This is a genomic window from Oceanisphaera sp. IT1-181 (genome assembly GCF_033807535.1).
Classification (GTDB): domain Bacteria; phylum Pseudomonadota; class Gammaproteobacteria; order Enterobacterales; family Aeromonadaceae; genus Oceanimonas.
In genome coordinates this window covers 1764505-1782037 of record NZ_CP136856.1, presented here as the reverse complement: position 1 = coordinate 1782037, position 17533 = coordinate 1764505, and the positions used below count along the sequence as shown (strand labels likewise).

General features: G+C 47.1%; 15 protein-coding genes. 9 read left to right on the top strand and 6 right to left on the bottom strand.

Going from position 1 to position 17533, the window contains the following annotated elements; genetic code table 11:
• Positions 1-188 precede the first annotated feature (188 nt).
• The 9 genes from R0134_RS08050 (at position 189) to R0134_RS08010 (ending at position 9397) form a co-directional block, all read left to right on the top strand.
• Positions 189-719, top strand: a complete 531-nt coding sequence (locus tag R0134_RS08050; protein WP_319784267.1) for a type II secretion system protein — start codon at positions 189-191, stop codon at positions 717-719.
• A 268-nt stretch (positions 720-987) separates the two neighbouring features.
• Positions 988-1611 carry a type II secretion system protein gene (locus R0134_RS08045; RefSeq protein ID WP_319784266.1) on the top strand — a complete coding sequence of 208 codons (624 nt, stop codon included), beginning with the start codon at positions 988-990 and terminating at the stop codon, positions 1609-1611.
• Positions 1601-2176 carry a prepilin-type cleavage/methylation-like protein gene (locus tag R0134_RS08040; protein WP_319784265.1) on the top strand — a complete coding sequence of 192 codons (576 nt, stop codon included), beginning with the start codon at positions 1601-1603 and terminating at the stop codon, positions 2174-2176. Before R0134_RS08045 ends, R0134_RS08040 begins: the two co-directional genes overlap by 11 nt.
• A complete protein-coding gene (locus R0134_RS08035; RefSeq protein WP_319784264.1) occupies positions 2173-2928 on the top strand; it encodes a type II secretion system protein in 756 nt (251 codons plus the stop codon). Before R0134_RS08040 ends, R0134_RS08035 begins: the two co-directional genes overlap by 4 nt.
• Positions 2918-3322, top strand: a complete 405-nt coding sequence (locus R0134_RS08030) for a hypothetical protein (RefSeq protein WP_319784263.1) — start codon at positions 2918-2920, stop codon at positions 3320-3322. Before R0134_RS08035 ends, R0134_RS08030 begins: the two co-directional genes overlap by 11 nt.
• Complete coding sequence (locus R0134_RS08025) at positions 3319-6366, top strand: hypothetical protein (RefSeq protein WP_319784262.1); 3048 nt, start codon at positions 3319-3321, stop codon at positions 6364-6366. The genes R0134_RS08030 and R0134_RS08025 overlap by 4 nt, the downstream gene beginning before the upstream one ends.
• Positions 6367-6673: 307 nt before the next feature.
• Positions 6674-6946, top strand: a complete 273-nt coding sequence (locus tag R0134_RS08020; RefSeq protein ID WP_319784261.1) for a hypothetical protein — start codon at positions 6674-6676, stop codon at positions 6944-6946.
• The gene (locus tag R0134_RS08015) at positions 6936-7169 is read left to right on the top strand and encodes a hypothetical protein (protein WP_319784260.1); all 234 of its coding nucleotides are present in this window, start codon (positions 6936-6938) and stop codon (positions 7167-7169) included. The genes R0134_RS08020 and R0134_RS08015 overlap by 11 nt, the downstream gene beginning before the upstream one ends.
• The gene (locus tag R0134_RS08010; protein ID WP_319784259.1) at positions 7166-9397 is read left to right on the top strand and encodes a DUF6701 domain-containing protein; all 2232 of its coding nucleotides are present in this window, start codon (positions 7166-7168) and stop codon (positions 9395-9397) included. The genes R0134_RS08015 and R0134_RS08010 overlap by 4 nt, the downstream gene beginning before the upstream one ends.
• A 577-nt stretch (positions 9398-9974) precedes the next feature.
• Here R0134_RS08010 and R0134_RS08005 read toward each other — a convergent pair.
• From R0134_RS08005 to R0134_RS07980, 6 genes are all read right to left on the bottom strand, one after another.
• Positions 9975-10424 carry an REP-associated tyrosine transposase gene (locus tag R0134_RS08005; protein WP_319784258.1) on the bottom strand — a complete coding sequence of 150 codons (450 nt, stop codon included), beginning with the start codon at positions 10422-10424 and terminating at the stop codon, positions 9975-9977.
• Positions 10425-10940: 516 nt separating this feature from the next.
• A complete protein-coding gene (locus R0134_RS08000; RefSeq protein ID WP_319784257.1) occupies positions 10941-11600 on the bottom strand; it encodes a membrane integrity-associated transporter subunit PqiC in 660 nt (219 codons plus the stop codon).
• Entirely contained in the window at positions 11597-13234 is a 1638-nt protein-coding gene (gene pqiB / locus R0134_RS07995; RefSeq protein ID WP_319784256.1) for an intermembrane transport protein PqiB, read from the bottom strand. Before pqiB ends, R0134_RS08000 begins: the two co-directional genes overlap by 4 nt.
• Positions 13227-14621, bottom strand: coding sequence for a paraquat-inducible protein A (locus R0134_RS07990; protein ID WP_319784255.1), 1395 nt, complete (start codon positions 14619-14621; stop codon positions 13227-13229). Before R0134_RS07990 ends, pqiB begins: the two co-directional genes overlap by 8 nt.
• A 244-nt stretch (positions 14622-14865) precedes the next feature.
• On the bottom strand, positions 14866-16056 hold the full coding sequence (locus R0134_RS07985) for an amino acid aminotransferase (RefSeq protein ID WP_319784254.1): 1191 nt from the start codon (positions 16054-16056) through the stop codon (positions 14866-14868).
• Positions 16057-16280: 224 nt separating this feature from the next.
• Positions 16281-17201 (bottom strand): DNA replication terminus site-binding protein, encoded by a 921-nt coding sequence (locus tag R0134_RS07980; protein ID WP_319784253.1) that lies wholly within the window; start codon positions 17199-17201, stop codon positions 16281-16283.
• Positions 17202-17533 lie beyond the last annotated feature (332 nt).

Here is a 17533-nt window from a genome sequence, read left to right as displayed (position 1 = left end):
ATCTATTGTATAGCCTCAGTCGGAACAGTATGATCTCACTATTAAGAATGAGCAGTAAATAAAGAGCAGTAAATAAAGTATAATGTTGTAAACCTAAATGCTGAGCATTTAGCCCAGCCTTACTTAACTAAGAAAATTAACCAAGAAAACTAACCAAGAAAATTAACCAAGAAAACAAGGAAGCGAACATGAGAAAAAGCGCGGGTTTTACCCTGATTGAATTAGTGATAGTAATAGTTATTTTAGGCATATTAGGTGCCGTAGCTGCACCTAAGTTTTTGAATCTGCAAGGTGATGCTTATAAAGCTAACATTAACGCATTAAAAAGCTCAATCCAGTCTGCAGCAAATTTAGCCCATACTAAAGCTATTTTACTCGGTCAAGATAAAGGTTCAGCGGCTGCCGTAGATATCGATGGGACTAATGTTGCTTTTTACAATGGTTATCCTATTGCAACTAATACGGGTATCCTGCTTATGTTACAAGACCATGGGTCACTCTCATCTTCTTATACTATCACTCCAGGCACTAATGTTAAGCCATTAATACTCTCTCCGAAAAACCGTGATACATCAGCTGCAACGGATAATGATAAAAAATGTCAAGTGGAATATACACAGGCACGTGCAGAAGCAACTACGGGTGGTGGGGAAGATGGAAACGCCGCTGTTACTGAAACAAAAACAGCGACAGTGACAGCTTTCACTAAGGGTTGTTAATTAGTACTTGATATTAAGCAAGGCGGCTTAGGCCGCCTTATTTTTCGGGTCTCTTGGCTAGCGTTAGCTAACTTGCTGGGCTAACGAAGACATCTAATACAACTTTATTTACCGTATAGTTTTAAAGAAAAATAACTTTTAGCCCTATTTTGGAACCCTTTTTTTAGCTATAAGCTGATCCCAATATTACTGCACTCAAACTAGGCTTTCCCCGGGCTTAAGCACTTGCTACAAGGACGCTAGCTATGAACAATAACGAGATGCTTTATTGAACCACACTCCATCGCCATTACATAACCTCGCTTACCCTAACAGGCAATTTAAGTCGTTGGGCTTTACCCTGATCGAGATGATATTAGTGCTGGTACTGGTGGGTATTCTAGGTGCCGTAGTCGCGCCGCGGTTAGCGATTAACAGTCAGTTTGAAGAGCGCCTGCAAGCAGATAACCTAGTGGGCTTATTGCGCCAAGCACAGCTCAGGGCCATGAACGACCCTGAGGCGTTAGATAGCAGCAGTGGCAGCACGCGTTGTGGTCGGGTGGCAATAACGAATAGTGGTTTCTCGCTTGCTAAAGATTGTAATACGGCAGAGTTATTGAGTGATAGCGAGCTGAAAACCGCCGAGCAGCAAGGGCTATTTTTAGGTAAAAAAGACCTCAACATCAAACTAAAATCACCGTCTTCAACCTATCGCGCTTTGGTGGTGCAATTTGGTCTACCACCGGCCAGCGGCACCGATTATTTGAGTGAACAGAGTTATCTCGGTCGTCCTCATATCATTCCTCAGAATAATGGTAATGTAATTGCGCTTACAGAATTGGGCGCACTGGATATTACGATAGATTCCAAAATAGTGCGCATCGAACCCGAGGGCTATATTCATGTCCCCTAGCCGTTATTATTTCAGCCGTGGCGTTAGCCTCATTGAGTTTGTATTGGGCCTGACCATATTGGCGATTGTGTTGGTAGGAGTAGGGCTGTTTTTTGCCAGCCAACCTCGGCAATTAGATCCGGTATTTCAGTTTAGAGCCGCATCCTTAGCCGAAGCGCTCGCCGAACAAGTCTGGTCAGTAAAATACGACACTAATAATGACCCCAACCTGCAAACCCGCTGTGGTGTAACCCCAGACGTAGATTGTAAAAATGTGCACCAAGCCAGTACCACCAATATTAAAGACTTTTTTGTGCTGGACGATTTTCAGAAATGGTGTGATAACGGCGAGAACGGGGCATTAGGTGCTATAGATGGGGAAACACTCGCCAGCGATCTTGGGATGTATGCACCTGAACTGTATTCGCGGTTTAGTGTAACCACCTGTGTCAAGCTGCCCCCCCCCTTAAATCCAGGTTACGATAAAACAGATCCAGACCTTTTTATAAAAAAAATCACCATGATTATCTCAATTGATAGCAGTGACACCCTGAGTTTTGAGCTACACAGGTATAACCTCCGATGAGGGCCCGTGGTTTTACCTTATTAGAGCTGGTGATTGTGATTGTGCTGATTGGTATTAGCGCCATCTTTAGCACCCGTTTTATTGCCGATATGGCCCACAGTTATGTGAGTACCGCCGAGCGCGCCCAAGCCTTAGCCGGTGCCCGCTTTGCCATGGAGCGCATGAAGCGCGAGCTCAGTTTGGCGTACAGCCCCAGTGTCTATATCAGTGATGATAGTAATGGCCAATGTGTGTCTTTTGTGCCGGTATTGGCCGCCGGCAGTTATGATGGTTTAGTGAAAAATAAAATGGCACAGTTTATTATTCCGCTGACCCAGCAAGAAAATATTATTACAGATGTGAATATCGCGGTACGTGCCGACAGTGGTGCCAGCGTGTGGCAAGATTATCCGGACACCTTGCCAGTTAATGTGGCCAAGCTTAAAAATCAAACCACTAAGCAGTCTCGCTTGACGTTTGGCAATGCATTTGCTGATACCGTTAGTTTTGATAAAGAAGGCATGGGCAAGCGCTATACGCTACTGCAGCCAAGGCAAGTGCGTTTTTGTTTGCAAGGTAGTGAGTTGTATCGAGCCGAAAAAACGGAGGCAACATGGTCGCGCAACGATTTGATGTTGAGCAAACTTAGCACCGATAGCAAATTTAAACCTTATAACGAACGGTTGCAGCTATTGGTGATGTCTTTGTCACTCAAAACCCAAGACGGTAACTTGGTATTACCCAACCAGTTTCAGGTGGCTTATGGACCTTAACTTAGCTATTCGCCGCCACGCCCGCCAACGTGGCAGCATGCTAATAAGCGTGATCTTTATTATCTTAGTCATGGGCGCACTTATGGCCGGCCTTGCTACCTTATCTAACCAAAGCAGCCAGCAATTGGTTTATGAAGTGCAAGCCTTTAAAGCACGGTTGGCGGCAGAGTCAATATTAGAAAAACAGATTTTTGTTTCATTAGCGAATATTAGTGCCCCAAAAGTAGCAGTTGAGGGAACGCCAGCGGTGATTAATGGTTGCGACGCCTATATTAAAAGTATCGACACAGATGGTGAGACGCTCACCAAACAAATCAATATTTCCGCGACCGCCAAATGTGAGTCTGACCAGTTAACCGTAATCCGAAACATTGAAGTTGAGGTGATTAAATGAATAAATTAAAAAGTGCTTGGTTAATTTTTTGTCTTGCCCCATTGTTCGCTTTTGCTAATCAAAACCTAACCAACCATAATATTCAGAAAGCTTTTCCTTTTGCTGCTCAGGGTAATAAGAGGGATAGTCAGGTTGGACTTCATGACGCCAAAATCATTGGGACCAATAATCGCAAGCTAGAATTTAAGACAATTAACTTTGGCGGGATTGTTAATACATGTGATAGTTCTACCTGTGAAGTAGCTGGAAATAAGTACCAAGCTGTATCCCCAAGTTGGACATTGAATTTTAAAAGCTTTGATCAACGTTCTGCAGGAAAAAATTTAGGCGCTGTTAGTGTTAGCGCGGGTGCGGTTGTAAACTATGCAGCGGGTACGTATAAGGCTGATTCTTTAACAATAGCATCAGGCGCTAAAATATTAGGTGATGGCTCTGGCCCCGTTACTATTCACGTCACGGGCACTGTAACTGTAACGGGTAAATCAACTCTTGGTACCGCTGATAGGCCAATAAATATTATTGTTCACTCCAATAATAATCGAGTTGTTTACTTTCAGGATTCATCAAGGTTTCATGGGAGTTTAATTGCTAAAGGGGGGGTTGAACTGGATGCTTCCGCCTCAGCATATGTTAATGGTAATATGCAAGCAGGTGGGGTGTTAGTTAAAGGTGGTTCTGCTTTGCAGCTTGCAGGTGAGCAACATTGGTTTGATACTCTAACAGTAGCAGAAAACTCTAAACTTACTCTGGCCGCTAACCGAGCAATTATCAATGTAAATAATCAAATTGAAATATCAGGTAGTGGCCCTGTGGATGACCCAAGTGGTGGCTCTGTAATAGGTGAAGTAGGTAAGTCATTGTTAGTGTTACAGCATACTGACAACCTCCCAAAGGGAGTGGGAATGAAAAATAATACTACGTTTTATGGTTATTTATATACGCCAAACCACCTGGCGATGGAGTCGCACGCTAAAGTTTATGGCGGCGTGAATGTAGGTAGCTTATTCAACAAACAAGGTATTATAGAGGACCGCAAGCTGTTTTCTGGTATGGACCATTATCAGATTAATTATCTTCCCCATAGTAATGAACTGACCGCGTCTGCCTGTGCGGATAATAACTGTCATTATAAGTTTACAGGAACAGTTAATAACCTTGTTGTCAAAAACATACATGGTGGTATCAGTGACAATTTGGTTACATTTTCAGAAATTAACAGCACAGGCACAAAGACTCAACCGCTAGGGAGCACTCTTGGTAAATGCACGACCTTTGCAATTAATAACCACACCTTTGGCGTCATGCCTTTGCCCGATGGCTCACCCCCGTTAACATGTTTTGTTGATGGCCTTCGCCTCAATAATTGTACTCTGTGTTATGAAAATGCAGATGATTATGGCTATGTATATGGTGAGGCAACAGCCCTCGCTGCACCCGATGTTCCTTCATCGCAAGCCGATGACTTTAAAATTGTGAACTACGAAGGTCCTGAGGGGTTAACAACAGTTAGAGCTAGTGCACAAGTTCTTGAATTAGGCTCAACAGGATTACAGCGACCATTAAAGGTTACCCATAATAATGCCGCAACCTTTGAGTTGGAGTTGCAAGATGTAAATAACCCAGGCGTTTTATACCGCTCCAAAATAAGGTTTGTACCTAAAAAGATAGCCTGGGTACAAAATGCAGATCACGCAATAGACTGTGGTAGCGAGGACAATAAATTTAATTATGTAACTCAGCACGCTACCTGCCCTGTATTAGGTAAAGCGGGCGCAGAGATCCCATTGAGATTGCAAGCCTATGGTGAAGGTGACAAAGTGATTACCAATTACGTGGCTAATAATTCAGAGAGACTAGTGACAATTTCTGAATTTTTCGAGGGTAATCCTAAAATTAATGAAGAAGAGGAACCTCCTTATAAGGAGATTACCACTGATATGATGCTTAACTTTAATAACACAGGTGATAAAGGCAGCCATTTGTTGCCCTACCGATCACAGCATGTAGGTTTGATCAAAGCGACAGTACAAGATCATTATACAGTTCACGGTAAAAATGCGCAGGGTGTGGGAGTAATACCCACCTATGGTGATAGCCGAGTCTTGGGGCGCACCGTGCCGGATCGCCTAAAGGTGACCGCCTTTGCTGGAGACTTGGCAAACGATGTTGTTTACCGTGCCCATGAGGTGGGATTTAATGAAATGTCCGGTTGGCCCAGACCGCCCAGGTTTGAAATTATAGGCTGCGCCGTTGACCCGACCAGAGACGGTTGTACGCAGTTACATAGTTACAGTGGCGAGTTTGCCAAAGGCTTAACGTTGGGCAACAATGTTAGGTTTTCTGCGGGCAACGATCTCGATGCAGAGCTAATGATCAAGACAAGCGAATCAAACAAGAACCCAGTTAAGATAGTGTTAAACCGATATATACATACTGGCCCCTATGAATCTGGCATCCATACTATTTTACCCTCCAAGTTTATGCGATTAGTATTTACCAAAGACGACATAAAGGGGGAGCAAGATATAATCCAGCGTTTAAAATTAGTTGTCGAGGTACCTCAAGATAATATAAAGCCTGAGTCCGTTGGGGGCGGGTTAGAGGCTCACTTATACACCCATGACAAGCCTAAACTGCGTTATGGGTTTTTAACCATCGACGATCTTGAGTTACCGACGGGCGAGACGGGTTATATGCAAACCCATTTAAATTATTATGCGGAGGATGGGAGTATACAGCGAGACACGGTTTTTCCTTATCGGTTATCAACAAGTGTTCCGGATGTTATAGAGACGACGATCCAGTCACCGCCGAGCCAGTCACCTACAATAACCGTGTTAGATAAAGTACTCAAGGTAGATGCATATCCACATCCTGATGGCTGGTTGGGACAAGTACAGGTTATGCACGCAAATTGGCTAGTGCCGAGGGTGGCTGAAATCGATGGCGAAGGCCTAATAGACCCCGCTCGGCTCCATATCACACCAAACGCACGCAAACGCGCGAACGACCGGGTGTTTAACCGCCGCGAATTGGTGCATTAACCAATATCATTAGCTGAAACGGAGCCAAACTGACCGGTCTCAGCAGCATAACCTCACGGGTGCAGTTATCTGCACCCGTTAATTTAAGTCGTAACCTGCTTATCTGTAAATATCTATCTATCTATCTATCTATCTATCTATCTATCTATCTATCTATCTATCTATCTATCTACTTACCTTACCCAGTTAGCTACCGATCAAGCTATCTCCCCCAGCTCTTTACCTAGTTACCCCCGCGAGCTACTGTCAGGCTTTAATCACTCCCCCTCTTTGTTCGTTTTACCTTCCGTGTTTTTCCGTGTATTCCATGGCTAAAAATCTCGAATTTTTTAAGACCAACCGGCGGCGTTTGACGGCGGAGCAGGTTTGGCCCTGTTTTGTGAACAATCTAAAAAACAAAAAACCTTATGCGCTGAGGAGAATGTTTGATATCTTGCCCCGCTCAACAGTGGCTAGCTCAGGGGCAGGGCAATCTGCGTTGATATTGACCATCAAAAATCTACCACTACCAGCAATTGCTCACATTTTCCGCTTTAGCCACGAGTTTTACACGTATTCTATGAGTTTTGGTGAATCCTAATAATACCCATCTTAATGCCACGCACAGTGGCCGCCTGTCGTTGCGCGTATTTTTTAGTGACGCTCGGCTGGCCGCACTCATCGGCGGCTGTGTGAGCAGCATGAGCGTTTTGCCAACCAATAATGACGCCGGTGTTAGTCAAATGAATACCATGGTCACCGAAACATATAATACCGGTCAATGCTTGATGATCAGCAATGTAGAAATTAAGGCTATTGAATGAAGTATTTAAAATTTTTATTGTTGGTTTCTTTAGTTTGGAGCGCATTTAGTCAGGCTCAGACCATCAAAGATGTTTTTCCCTATACAGTGCAAAGCCATTCCGAAGATGGGACAATTTCCATGAACTCTCATGCAAAAATCACTGGTGTAGGTAATACAAATAACCCTGGGGAAGTGAACTTTAATAATCAAGGCCAACAGAAGATAAGTGATAATACATGTTACGGACAACAATGTATTATACCCGTCAACTTCAATAAAACATCTACTGTTAATTTTGCTTCTGTTAGGGAAAAAATAGGCATCACTATTAAAGAGGGTGGTGGTGTTACAGTTGATAATAAAGAAAACTATGGGTTGGAAGAAAAGACTATCCATATCATAAATGGTGATTTAGATATCAAAAATGGTGGGACGTTCGGAGATAAAACTAATGGCTCGCTAGTGTTTGTTAATGGCGATGTTGACATAGAAGGTCAATTTTATGGTTATCTCTATTCAACAGGCACGGTACTTGTACAGACGCCAGGTCAAAACCTGTGCGGTGCAGTTAGTAGCAAGCATCTTGACATGAAAGGTAACGCTGTTATTAGCGGTTGTTCATATAACTTCGATTGGTTTGGTGAAGAAGATAAAGAAGAAATCACACTGCAAGCGAACGATACAGTGGGCTATGTATTTGGCGAAGATGAAAACGCGGCAAAAATAATCATTGAAAGTACAGATGTCTCTACCGACAAACAAAAAATATTTAAGGTAAATTATGGCGATGGATATATCTTCTATAAAGAGGTTGGTAAAACAGGCGACTATATAGAGTTAAAAAACAATAGCGACATTACTCTGCCGCTGAACAAGCCACTTTATATTAAATATGATCTTGCAGGCCCGCTTAACTTGACGCTAACTCCTCAGATAGCAGGTCAAACCGCTCCCTCTCTGAACGCTAACCTAAATTTTGTGCCTTATAAGATCGAGGTACAGTCTGTGTCTGGCTGCCCAGTATACCCAGGCTCATTTAAATATGAGGCACACTCAAGCTGCCCCGTATTGGCTAAGGCTGGAGAGGAAAGTAAAGTCGAACCGAGCTTCATCACCTATGGTTTTTTTAATACAGAGGCAACTAAACAATCAAGTAAACTTTTAGGTTATACATTTGACCGAGAAGATGCATTAAAAATTAATGGAAGTGTTCGTTCTTCTGGTGGAATGTCTAACTTTACTCAAGTCGGCTTGATTACTGCTTCTGTTACTGCATATTGTGCTCTTGATAACGGTGGCTGTGGAAATAAATTAACAAAGGGCTCTAGTGCTATTGTTGGCCGTACCGTGCCGGACAGTTTATTCATTCAAGGCGTTCCGGGAGTGATAACAGATGGTATTGCTTATCGGGGTAAGCCTAATGGATTTATGATAAATCCTGAATTTATCGTTAATGGCTGTGCCGTTGGCCAAGCAGGTACACTATGTGACTTACCCAGTTACAGTGGTGAATTTGCCAAAGGTTTGATGCTAAATAAAAATTTGCAATTGTCTGTGGTAAACGATAGTGATAATGAGTTAACCATTGATAACCTAGATGCCGGTAAGGTTGATTTAGATAAATCTGACTTTATAGATACGCCAGGTACTCATACTATTGAGCTTACAGATGAACTAAAATTGCTGTTCGCTAAAGTAAAAGCCGTACCGGCACAAAAAATACAGCAGGAATTAAAACTAAATATTAGCATTACTGAAGATGCGATAAGCTCTAACCCTAGTAAGCCATTATCTGGCAGTACCAAAGTGAAGTTAGCAGACAATGCCTGGCTGCGCTTTGGTTATTTGCATTTAGCAGATATCGAGCTGCCGATAAATACCGATGGCCATATCACAGGCAAGCTGTATTACTTCGATAGTGGCAAGCATGCGGTACTTGACGAGGATCACTTTAGTTTTGCCGGTGATGTTGCGAATAATGCCACAATTACTGCAACTGCGATCAAGCCCCATGATGCGACACCTCCCACGTTGGCCATAGACAATGATGGCTTGGAGATTGACGGCATCAGCGTGGCGGAATATCCACAGGCTGCCACATTCGATGTGGCGCTGGAAGTGCTCAAATGGCTGCAACCTTATAATGGTGCCCGCTTGGCTCTGCCGACTGCGAATTTGAGATTCATGTTAGAGATGAGGATGCGCGCTAACGATCGGGTGTTTAACCGCCGTGCCGCGGTGCGTTAACGACTATTGTGGGTTGGACAGGGCAGCGGCGCCCTTTTTATCAAAGAGACGGCGGGCTACAAGTGCATTTGGTTTTGGGGTTTTGTAGGTGGCCGTCTCTTCAGCGAAGAGGACTTCGCCACGGTTTTGTTTTTTGATTTAAAACCATCCGCTGACGCGGACCGCCGAATAAATTGGCGGCTACAAGGGAAACAGGCGGCTACAAGGGATATTTGGTTTTGAGGTTGGGGTTTTGTAGGGCCCAATTTATTCGGGCCGGTTTTGTTTTTTGATTTAAAACCATCCAGCTACGCTGGCCCCGCGAATAAATTGCGGGCTACAAGTGCGATGTCTTTTGTAGGTGGCAATTTATTCGCCACGGTTTTGTTCTGGTTTTCGATTTTAAAACCATCCGCTAACGCGGACCGCCGAAGTCCTCTTTGCCAAAGAGACGGGCGGCTACAAGGTCATTTGGTTTTGGGGTTTTGTAGGCAGCAATTTATTCGCTGCGGTTTTGTTTTAGGGTTGGATCTAAAACCAGCCAGCTACGCTGGCCCCGCGAACAAGTTGCGGGCTACAAATGCATGTGGCCAATCGGTCATAACCAAACGGCGTCCCATAAGGGATAATCCCCTATTTTTGTCACCAGCTTTGCGCGTAGCGGGTTAGCGATGATGTAACGCGCTATCTGCTTGATGTCTTCTTCTTTTCGCAGTGCATGTTCATGAAACCCCGTTTGCCACAGCGGGCCGGTGCGGTTTAAATGCCGATTCACCGCCTGCGCCGAGCGCGCTTTTAGCCGTTTTAATACCTGATCCAATGAGCAGGTCTCTTCTAATTGCATTAACCAGTGCAGATGATCGGGCATGATGACCCACGCCAGTGATAACGCATGGCGTTGCGCTTGTGCGTCTTTAAGTTGATGGGCGATAAGGCGGCCTGTAGCAAAACAGGTAAACACGGGCTGGCGTTGATAAGTGCACAGCGTAATATGATAAATTTGCTGCGGCAAAGAGACTCTGCCTGCTAATGCATCTTGATAAGTCATTATTCGTCCTTGAATAATGGGCATGAGAGGTGAGTGTAGCCGCAAGAGCGGTGTGGTGCAGGCGTACGGTGTTGTTCGATCTTTTGTAGGTGGCCGTGTCGTAGGTAAAAAGGTTGAGGCACGGTTTGATTTTTCGATCTTTTGTAGGAGCCAATTTATTCGGCTCGGTTTTGTTTTTTGATTTAAAACCATCCAGCTACGCTGGCCCCGCGAATAAATTGCGGGCTACAAGTGCGATGTCTTTCGTAGGTGGCCGTCTCTTCAGCGAAGAGGACTTCGCCACGGTTTTGCTGTTGTGTTCTGCTATAAAACCCGCCAGCTACGCTGGCCCCGCGAATAAATTGCGGGCTACAAGTGCGATGTCTTTTGTAGGTGGCCGTCTCTTCAGCGAAGAGGACTTCGCCACGGTTTTGGGTTTTGTTTTTCAAACAGCCGGCTACAAGGGAAAACAGCCGGCTACAAAAAAAGGCCCACTGCAACTATGTTGCTGTGGGCCTTATGCTTGGTGCTCGGCGCCTAGCGCTGGCTTGAGGCTAGCTCTTTTGCTAACGCATCTGCTTGTTGTTGCCAGGCCTGACCAAGGGCGCGCACTAGGGCGGGGTAGCCGTTATCGGCTAAGGGGGCGGTTACGCTAAAGCTGCGCTGTTTAAGCAGTTGGCCGCTGCCATCCAATAACTGCCATTGGCCCTCGGCCAGTGCATCTCCGCTTTGTTGCCCTTGAAAACGGTTCACTTGTAGGCGTAACTCGCGCACTGGCACACCCGCTTGCACGGGTTGGCCTTTACTGATGATTTGCGCGTTAGGCAGGGCGAGGGCGAGGCGTTGTTGCAGCTGTTGTTGTAGCTGTTGGCCAATGCTTTCAGCCCATAAATGTTGCCGTGCTTGATACACCTCAATGTCGTTGAGCTGCATCACTATGCCTTCATTGTCTAAGTGCTCGGCAATGCGCAGCGGCGCCACTATCACGGCTAATCGCTTGTCATATTGCTGATAACCAAGTTGCTGATTAGCAGTGAGCGCCATGGTGCTTGAGGGCAACAGATAGGTAGTGGGGCCACTCACAGGGCCGGCGCAGCCCGCCAGCCCCATTAAGGTAACGCCGAGCAGGCTTGCGGCCATTAGGCTGGTTAGGCGGCGCGGCTTGCTCTGTGCTGCTATTTTATTCCTGTGAATCATGGTTTGGCCCTCGGTTGTGGGTCTTGTGATAATTTCTTCTTAAAGATGAGCGCATTGGGCTGATCACTTAAGGTGCGCACCACAGGCTGCAGATCGCGCATTAGTTTTTCAAGGCGAGACAGCGTTTGCGTCAGCTCGTTATAGCCCTGAGAGTCAGGCGCAAAGCCTTGCAAGGTATCGCGTAACTGGCGCATGGTGGTGTTCACGTTGGCGGGAAGCTGTGATGTGGCTGGATCCGTGAGCAGCTTATCTACCGAGGCGGCAATGTCGTTCACCTTGCGCATGGTTTGCTCGGTGCTGGCCAGCGTGGTGTTTAAGGTGCTCAAGATGGGCTCAATTTCTAAGTTATTAAGTTTATCCAACAAGTTAGACACTTTTTGCTCAATTTGCGCAAAGCCACCAGAGGTGGTGGGGAACACCGGCTTTTCAACAAAGGTCATGTGTTGAAACGGCGGTGCATCTTTATAGAAGTTAAGGTCCACAAATAAGGCGCCCGTGAGCAGGTTACCCGCTTTGAGTGAAGCGCGCAGGCCATGGCCAAACATGCCTTCCAGACGTTGCTTCCAATCTGCTATGTCTATCTCTGTGCCTGAGTCGTCAAAGCGCTGCGGCTCAATGCGGATCAAAATCGGAATGGCAAAGCGGCTTAATGAATCCGGCTGCGGGGCACTGAAGTTCCAAGGCACGCTGACCACGGTGCCAATGCGCACGCCGCGATATTCTACGGGGGCATTGTCGCTTAAACCGCGCACCGTATCGTCCACCAGCAGTACGTATTCTAGGTAGTCGCGGTAGTGGCCTTCTTTGGCGCTGTCTTCATCATTAAACAGTACGAAGCTGCTGTTCTCTTTCGCTTGATTGCCCTTTTTCATATTGCTGGGTACGCCAAAGGTAATGCCGCCACTTACTAAGGCTTCTAATGAACCCACATTGACTTTAAAGCCTTGAGAATCCAAGCGAATGTCTAAGCCTGAGGCGGTCCAAAAGCGGCTGTTATTGGTGACGAGCCCTTCATAGGGCGATTGTATAAACAGGCGATGGCTCATCTCGCGGGTGACGGGATCAAACTGGCTGCTTTCAACGCGGCCTACGGTAAAGCCTTGATAGCTCACCGGATCGCCGGTAGATACCGAATTACCGATCTGACTAGTAAGGTTGATCCGCAAACCCGGGGCATCGGGTGGGGCAACCGGCGGCTGATCTAATACCTGAAAGGTGTCTATTTCGATCTCACTGTTGCCCGGTAACAGCTGAATAAAGGCACCGGACAATACAGTGCCTAAACCGCTGACGCCTTCACGGCCGATGCGGGGTTTCACCACCCAAAACTGAGTTTCTTGGTTCAGCATCTTGGCGGCTTGCGGGCTCATGCGGGCCACAATCTCCGCATGGCTTAAGTCGTCAGACAAACTGACTTTTTCGACCTTACCCATTTCTACGTTACGCGTCTTGATCAGGGTTTTGCCTGCTTCTATGCCCTCAGCATTGTCCATGATCAGCGTAATAGAGGGGCCGAGTCGGCTGAGGTTGTCGTAAATCATCCAAGCGCCAATGAGTATGGCCACGATAGGCACTATCCAGACCGGAGATAATGAGCGCTGCAGCTTTCGCCGCGCGAGCTGGGGTTCAGACATGAGGTTCTTCCTTGCTGGTAGATGAAATAGCGTGCCTTGAGTGAGCGTGAGGCGAAGGTTGGACTTGTTCAGGTGCGGTGTGCAACCAAATGCTGCGCGGGTCAAATAAAATGGCCGCTAACATAGTGAGGATAACCACGGCGGTAAACGAGAGCGCGGCCGCGCCGGGCTCCACGGACATTAACGAACCGTTGCGGATCAAGGCCACTAAAATGGCCACCACAAACACATCCACCATCGACCAACGGCCAATAAATTCGGTAATGCGATACAATTTATTGCGATTCAAGGGGCTAAGCACAGATTTAGGTTGGCGCACTATATAGCAGAGCCACAACAGGGCCAGCATTTTACAAACAGGGACCAGCACACTGGCGGTTAAAATAATAATGGCGATGGGCCAATCACCGTGTTGAAAAAACATCAGCACGCCGCCCAAAATAGTCGAGGCTTGGGTGTCACCCAGTGAGGTGGTCACCATAATGGGGTACAGATTGGCAGGTAAATACATCAATATAGATGCGAACAATAACGCCAGACTTGCCTGATTGTTGACGCCGCGATAAGGGTGCAAGGGCTCGGCACACCGCTGACACAGGGCTTTGCCCGAACTGGGCACGCGGTTAACCAGCCCACAGGTATGACAACCGGCTAAGCCTTGCAAAGATGCTGAAAAGCCAGCTTGTACCTGGCTTGGCGCTTTTGGCTCAGGATCTAGGTGTTGCCACAGCCAGTCGCGGTCTACGGATTGCGTGGTAAATACCAGCAATAGGGCGTAGGCACAAAAGGTCCAAAATGACAGCCCCAGCTCAATCTCGGCCATGCCGATGATTTTAATTAAGCTCACCAGAGTGCCAATCACAAACACGTCTGCCATCATCCACGGCGTCATGTAACCCAAAGTACGGGCGATACGGTGGCTTCTGGGCAACAGTTTTTTTTGTGTTATGCCCACGCACAACCACACCAAGCTACATAGGTATAAGCAGGGCAGTATGATCACCGTTAATAGCACGCTTAACGCCACCAGCGGATAGTGCAGATTCATCAGTGCCGAGGCGGTATCGGTGAGGGCAATGCCATTACCGATACCGCTGATATTAAAACTTAAAAACGGAAAGGCCACCGACAGTGCTAAGGTGACCAAGGTAGCCAGCGCCAAGGCGAGGCTGCGCTCCGCCGGATTGGTGCGCCGGCGTACTAAGGTGTGCTGGCAGCGAGGGCACTCGGCTTTTTCGCCGTTTTTTAACCGCGGCAGCGCCAATAATAAGTCGCACTCGTGGCACACGCGCAGTCGCCGCCGCGACACCTTAAACGGCGCACTGTGAGCAGAGGGCTGAATATGTTGAGGCGGTGCAATATCAACCAATGGAACGTCCGGAGTCATATTTTGAGCGATGAGTGCTTGATACTACGACAGAATTAACCCCGTCACCACCAAAACCAAATGCCCTTGTAGCCCGCAACTTGTTCGCGGGGCCAGCGCAGCTGGCGATTTAAGGCAAAAACCAACCCGAGCCGAATAAATTGGCTCCTACAAAACCAAAACAAAACCAAAACCAAAACCAAAACAAAACCAATAAAAAACCCCGCACTGCGGGGTTTTTTTATGCGCTGATGCGATTAAGCCATTAGATAACGGCGGCAATACCGTCGCACAGGGCGTCTATGTTGTTTTTGGTAATGCCGGCCACACTGATGCGGCCTGAGCCTACGATATAAATGGCGAATTCGTCGTTAAGGCGGGCTACTTGCTCTTTGGTTAAGCCAGAGAAAGAGAACATGCCGTTTTGGCGAGCAATAAAGCTAAAGTCTTTATTTACGCCGCGGCTGGCCAATTTCTCGACGAACAAAGTACGCATTTCTTGGATGCGCTCGCGCATCTCGGCCAGCTCTACTAACCAGTCGGCATACAATTCTTTGTCTTCGGCGATCATCGCAATCACGTTGGCGCCGTGGGCCGGTGGATTAGAGTAGATAGCGCGAATAATGCTTTTCACTTGGCTAAATGAGGTGTTAGCTGTGTCTGCGTCTTTAGCGACTAAGGTGAACGCACCCACGCGCTCGTTGTACATGCCAAAGTTTTTGGAAAACGAGCTGGCAATCAGTAATTCTTTATTGAGCTCGGCAAATACCCGCAAACCGTAGGCATCTTCGTCTATGCCTTTACCAAAACCTTGGTAGGCGAAATCAAACAGCGGCAACCAGCCTTTTTCGGCGGACAATTTTGCTAATTGATCCCACTGCGCCGGAGTCGGGTCGATGCCGGTGGGGTTATGGCAGCAGCCGTGCAGCAACACCACATCACCGGCTTTGGCCTGGGCCAAATCTGCCAGCATGGCATCAAAGTCGAGATCTTTGGCGTCGGCATCGTAGTAACCGTACTCTTTTACCTCAAGACCTGAAGCCGTAAATACGGCTCTGTGGTTGGCCCAAGTAGGGTTAGAAATCCAGATAGTATTGGTGTCGAGCTGGCGGGCGATAAACTCACCGGCAATGCGCAACGCGCCTGTGCCACCGGGTGATTGTGCGGTACGCGCGCGCTGCTCGTTAATAATGGCGGCATTGGCACCAAATAACAGCTTTTGTACTACGTCGGCGTAGGCGTGTACACCTTCAATGCTGAGGTAGTTTTTAGTGGTTTCTTCGGCAACTAAACGGGCTTCGGCTTTTTTGACGCAACGCAATACCGGCGTTTGACCCGCTTCGTCTTTATAAATGCCCACGCCCAAGTTAATTTTATGGGCTCGAGGATCGTTACGGAAAGTGTCGGTGAGGCCCAAAATAGGGTCGGCCGGTGCAGCAGTGACCTTCTCAAACATAGCGTTATTCAATCCTTGTGATAAAGAGGCTATTACCAACTTAGTAATAACATCCGTAAGTGATAAACCCGAACGGGAACTCATTAGTTATAACATTTGCGCGCTCATTACAAAATGGCTTTGCGGCCTTGTCAGCAAAAAAATCACTAAAAAAGTTAGCAAAAAGTGCTTCTATACACATTTATTGGCGAACTTAGGTCATGAAAGAACAAGTTTTGGGGACGCTATTTCTTCGGCTGATACGGATAAATATGCAGCCGTGGGATCAAGGGCTCATCGGTAATGCTCGCGGCGCGCCGCGCCCGTTGTTGGGTGGGCGGATAATCAGCCAGTTCAGTGATGGCGGGTACTTCATCTTGGCATAATAATAGTGGCAAATGGGCTTTCACTTGTTGTTGGCGCGGGCTGATTTCTTCTTGCCAGCGCACATTGACCATAGGGTGCGTCTTCACCGGGCGGCGCAACCTTAGCTCTGTGCTATTGGGGAGGCGTTTCACATCATAAATTTCACGATCCACACATTGTTGCCAGGTGAGGGCGTCCGTGAGGGGCGGCGGTGTGATGCGGGCCGTTATCAGTTGGGCTAGCAGTACGTCTTTATCGATCTTTTGAATGATTTGTTTATTCGCCCACGTAAACCCCAAGCGCGATGCCTCATGGGGCAGTAATACTAGATGGCGATAAACTTGCAGGGTGATCAAACCCGGCAGCGTATTGTGCACCAAAGTAAATTTTTGGTCGCGGCTACCGGCGGCTTGCACTTGGGCCTTAAACTGGCTTTTTAAATCATTGATATGAGAAATATATTGTTGCAGCTGCGGTTTAAGCGCAGTGGGTAACAGCAAATAGCCGGGCAGGCGAAAGCTGGCTTTGGCCGAATGGTGAGGCTGAATAAACCATTGCTGATAGCTGCTTAGCGCTGCCGTGAGAGCTTCATCACCCGTAATCCGGCTCACTGGAATTTGTGTAACAGGCTCATGTTCATCACCCATGGCCACGGCTGGCAGGGTAAAACAACAAGCCTGAACAAGGCCGCTCTCTGCTTGCTGACCCAGCCAATGAGTGAGGTGATTGAGGACTTGTTCAAGCTCGGTAAAGATGTGCCTGAGCTGTGCTGCTGGAGTAAACATGGTTGGAGTAGACATTGATTATGCCAACATACTAAGTGGTGTGATTAATCTAGCAGCCTGCCAAGAGCGGCGCAAGTACCCAGCACAGCAAAGGGCGGAGGTGTTTGCGGCTACAAGGGCATAAACTGGCAGCTACAGAACATCGATTCTTTTGTAGTGTGGCAATTTATTCGCCACGGTTTTATTTTGGTTTTTGTAGGCGAACACTTGCTCTCGCATTACGCCCCGGGCGTAAATCTTTAAACCCGCCAGCAACGCTGGCCCGGCGAACAAGTTGCCGGCTACAAGTAACATTTTATTTTGTAGGGTGCCCGTCTCTTCAGCGAAGTCCTCTTATCAAAGAGACG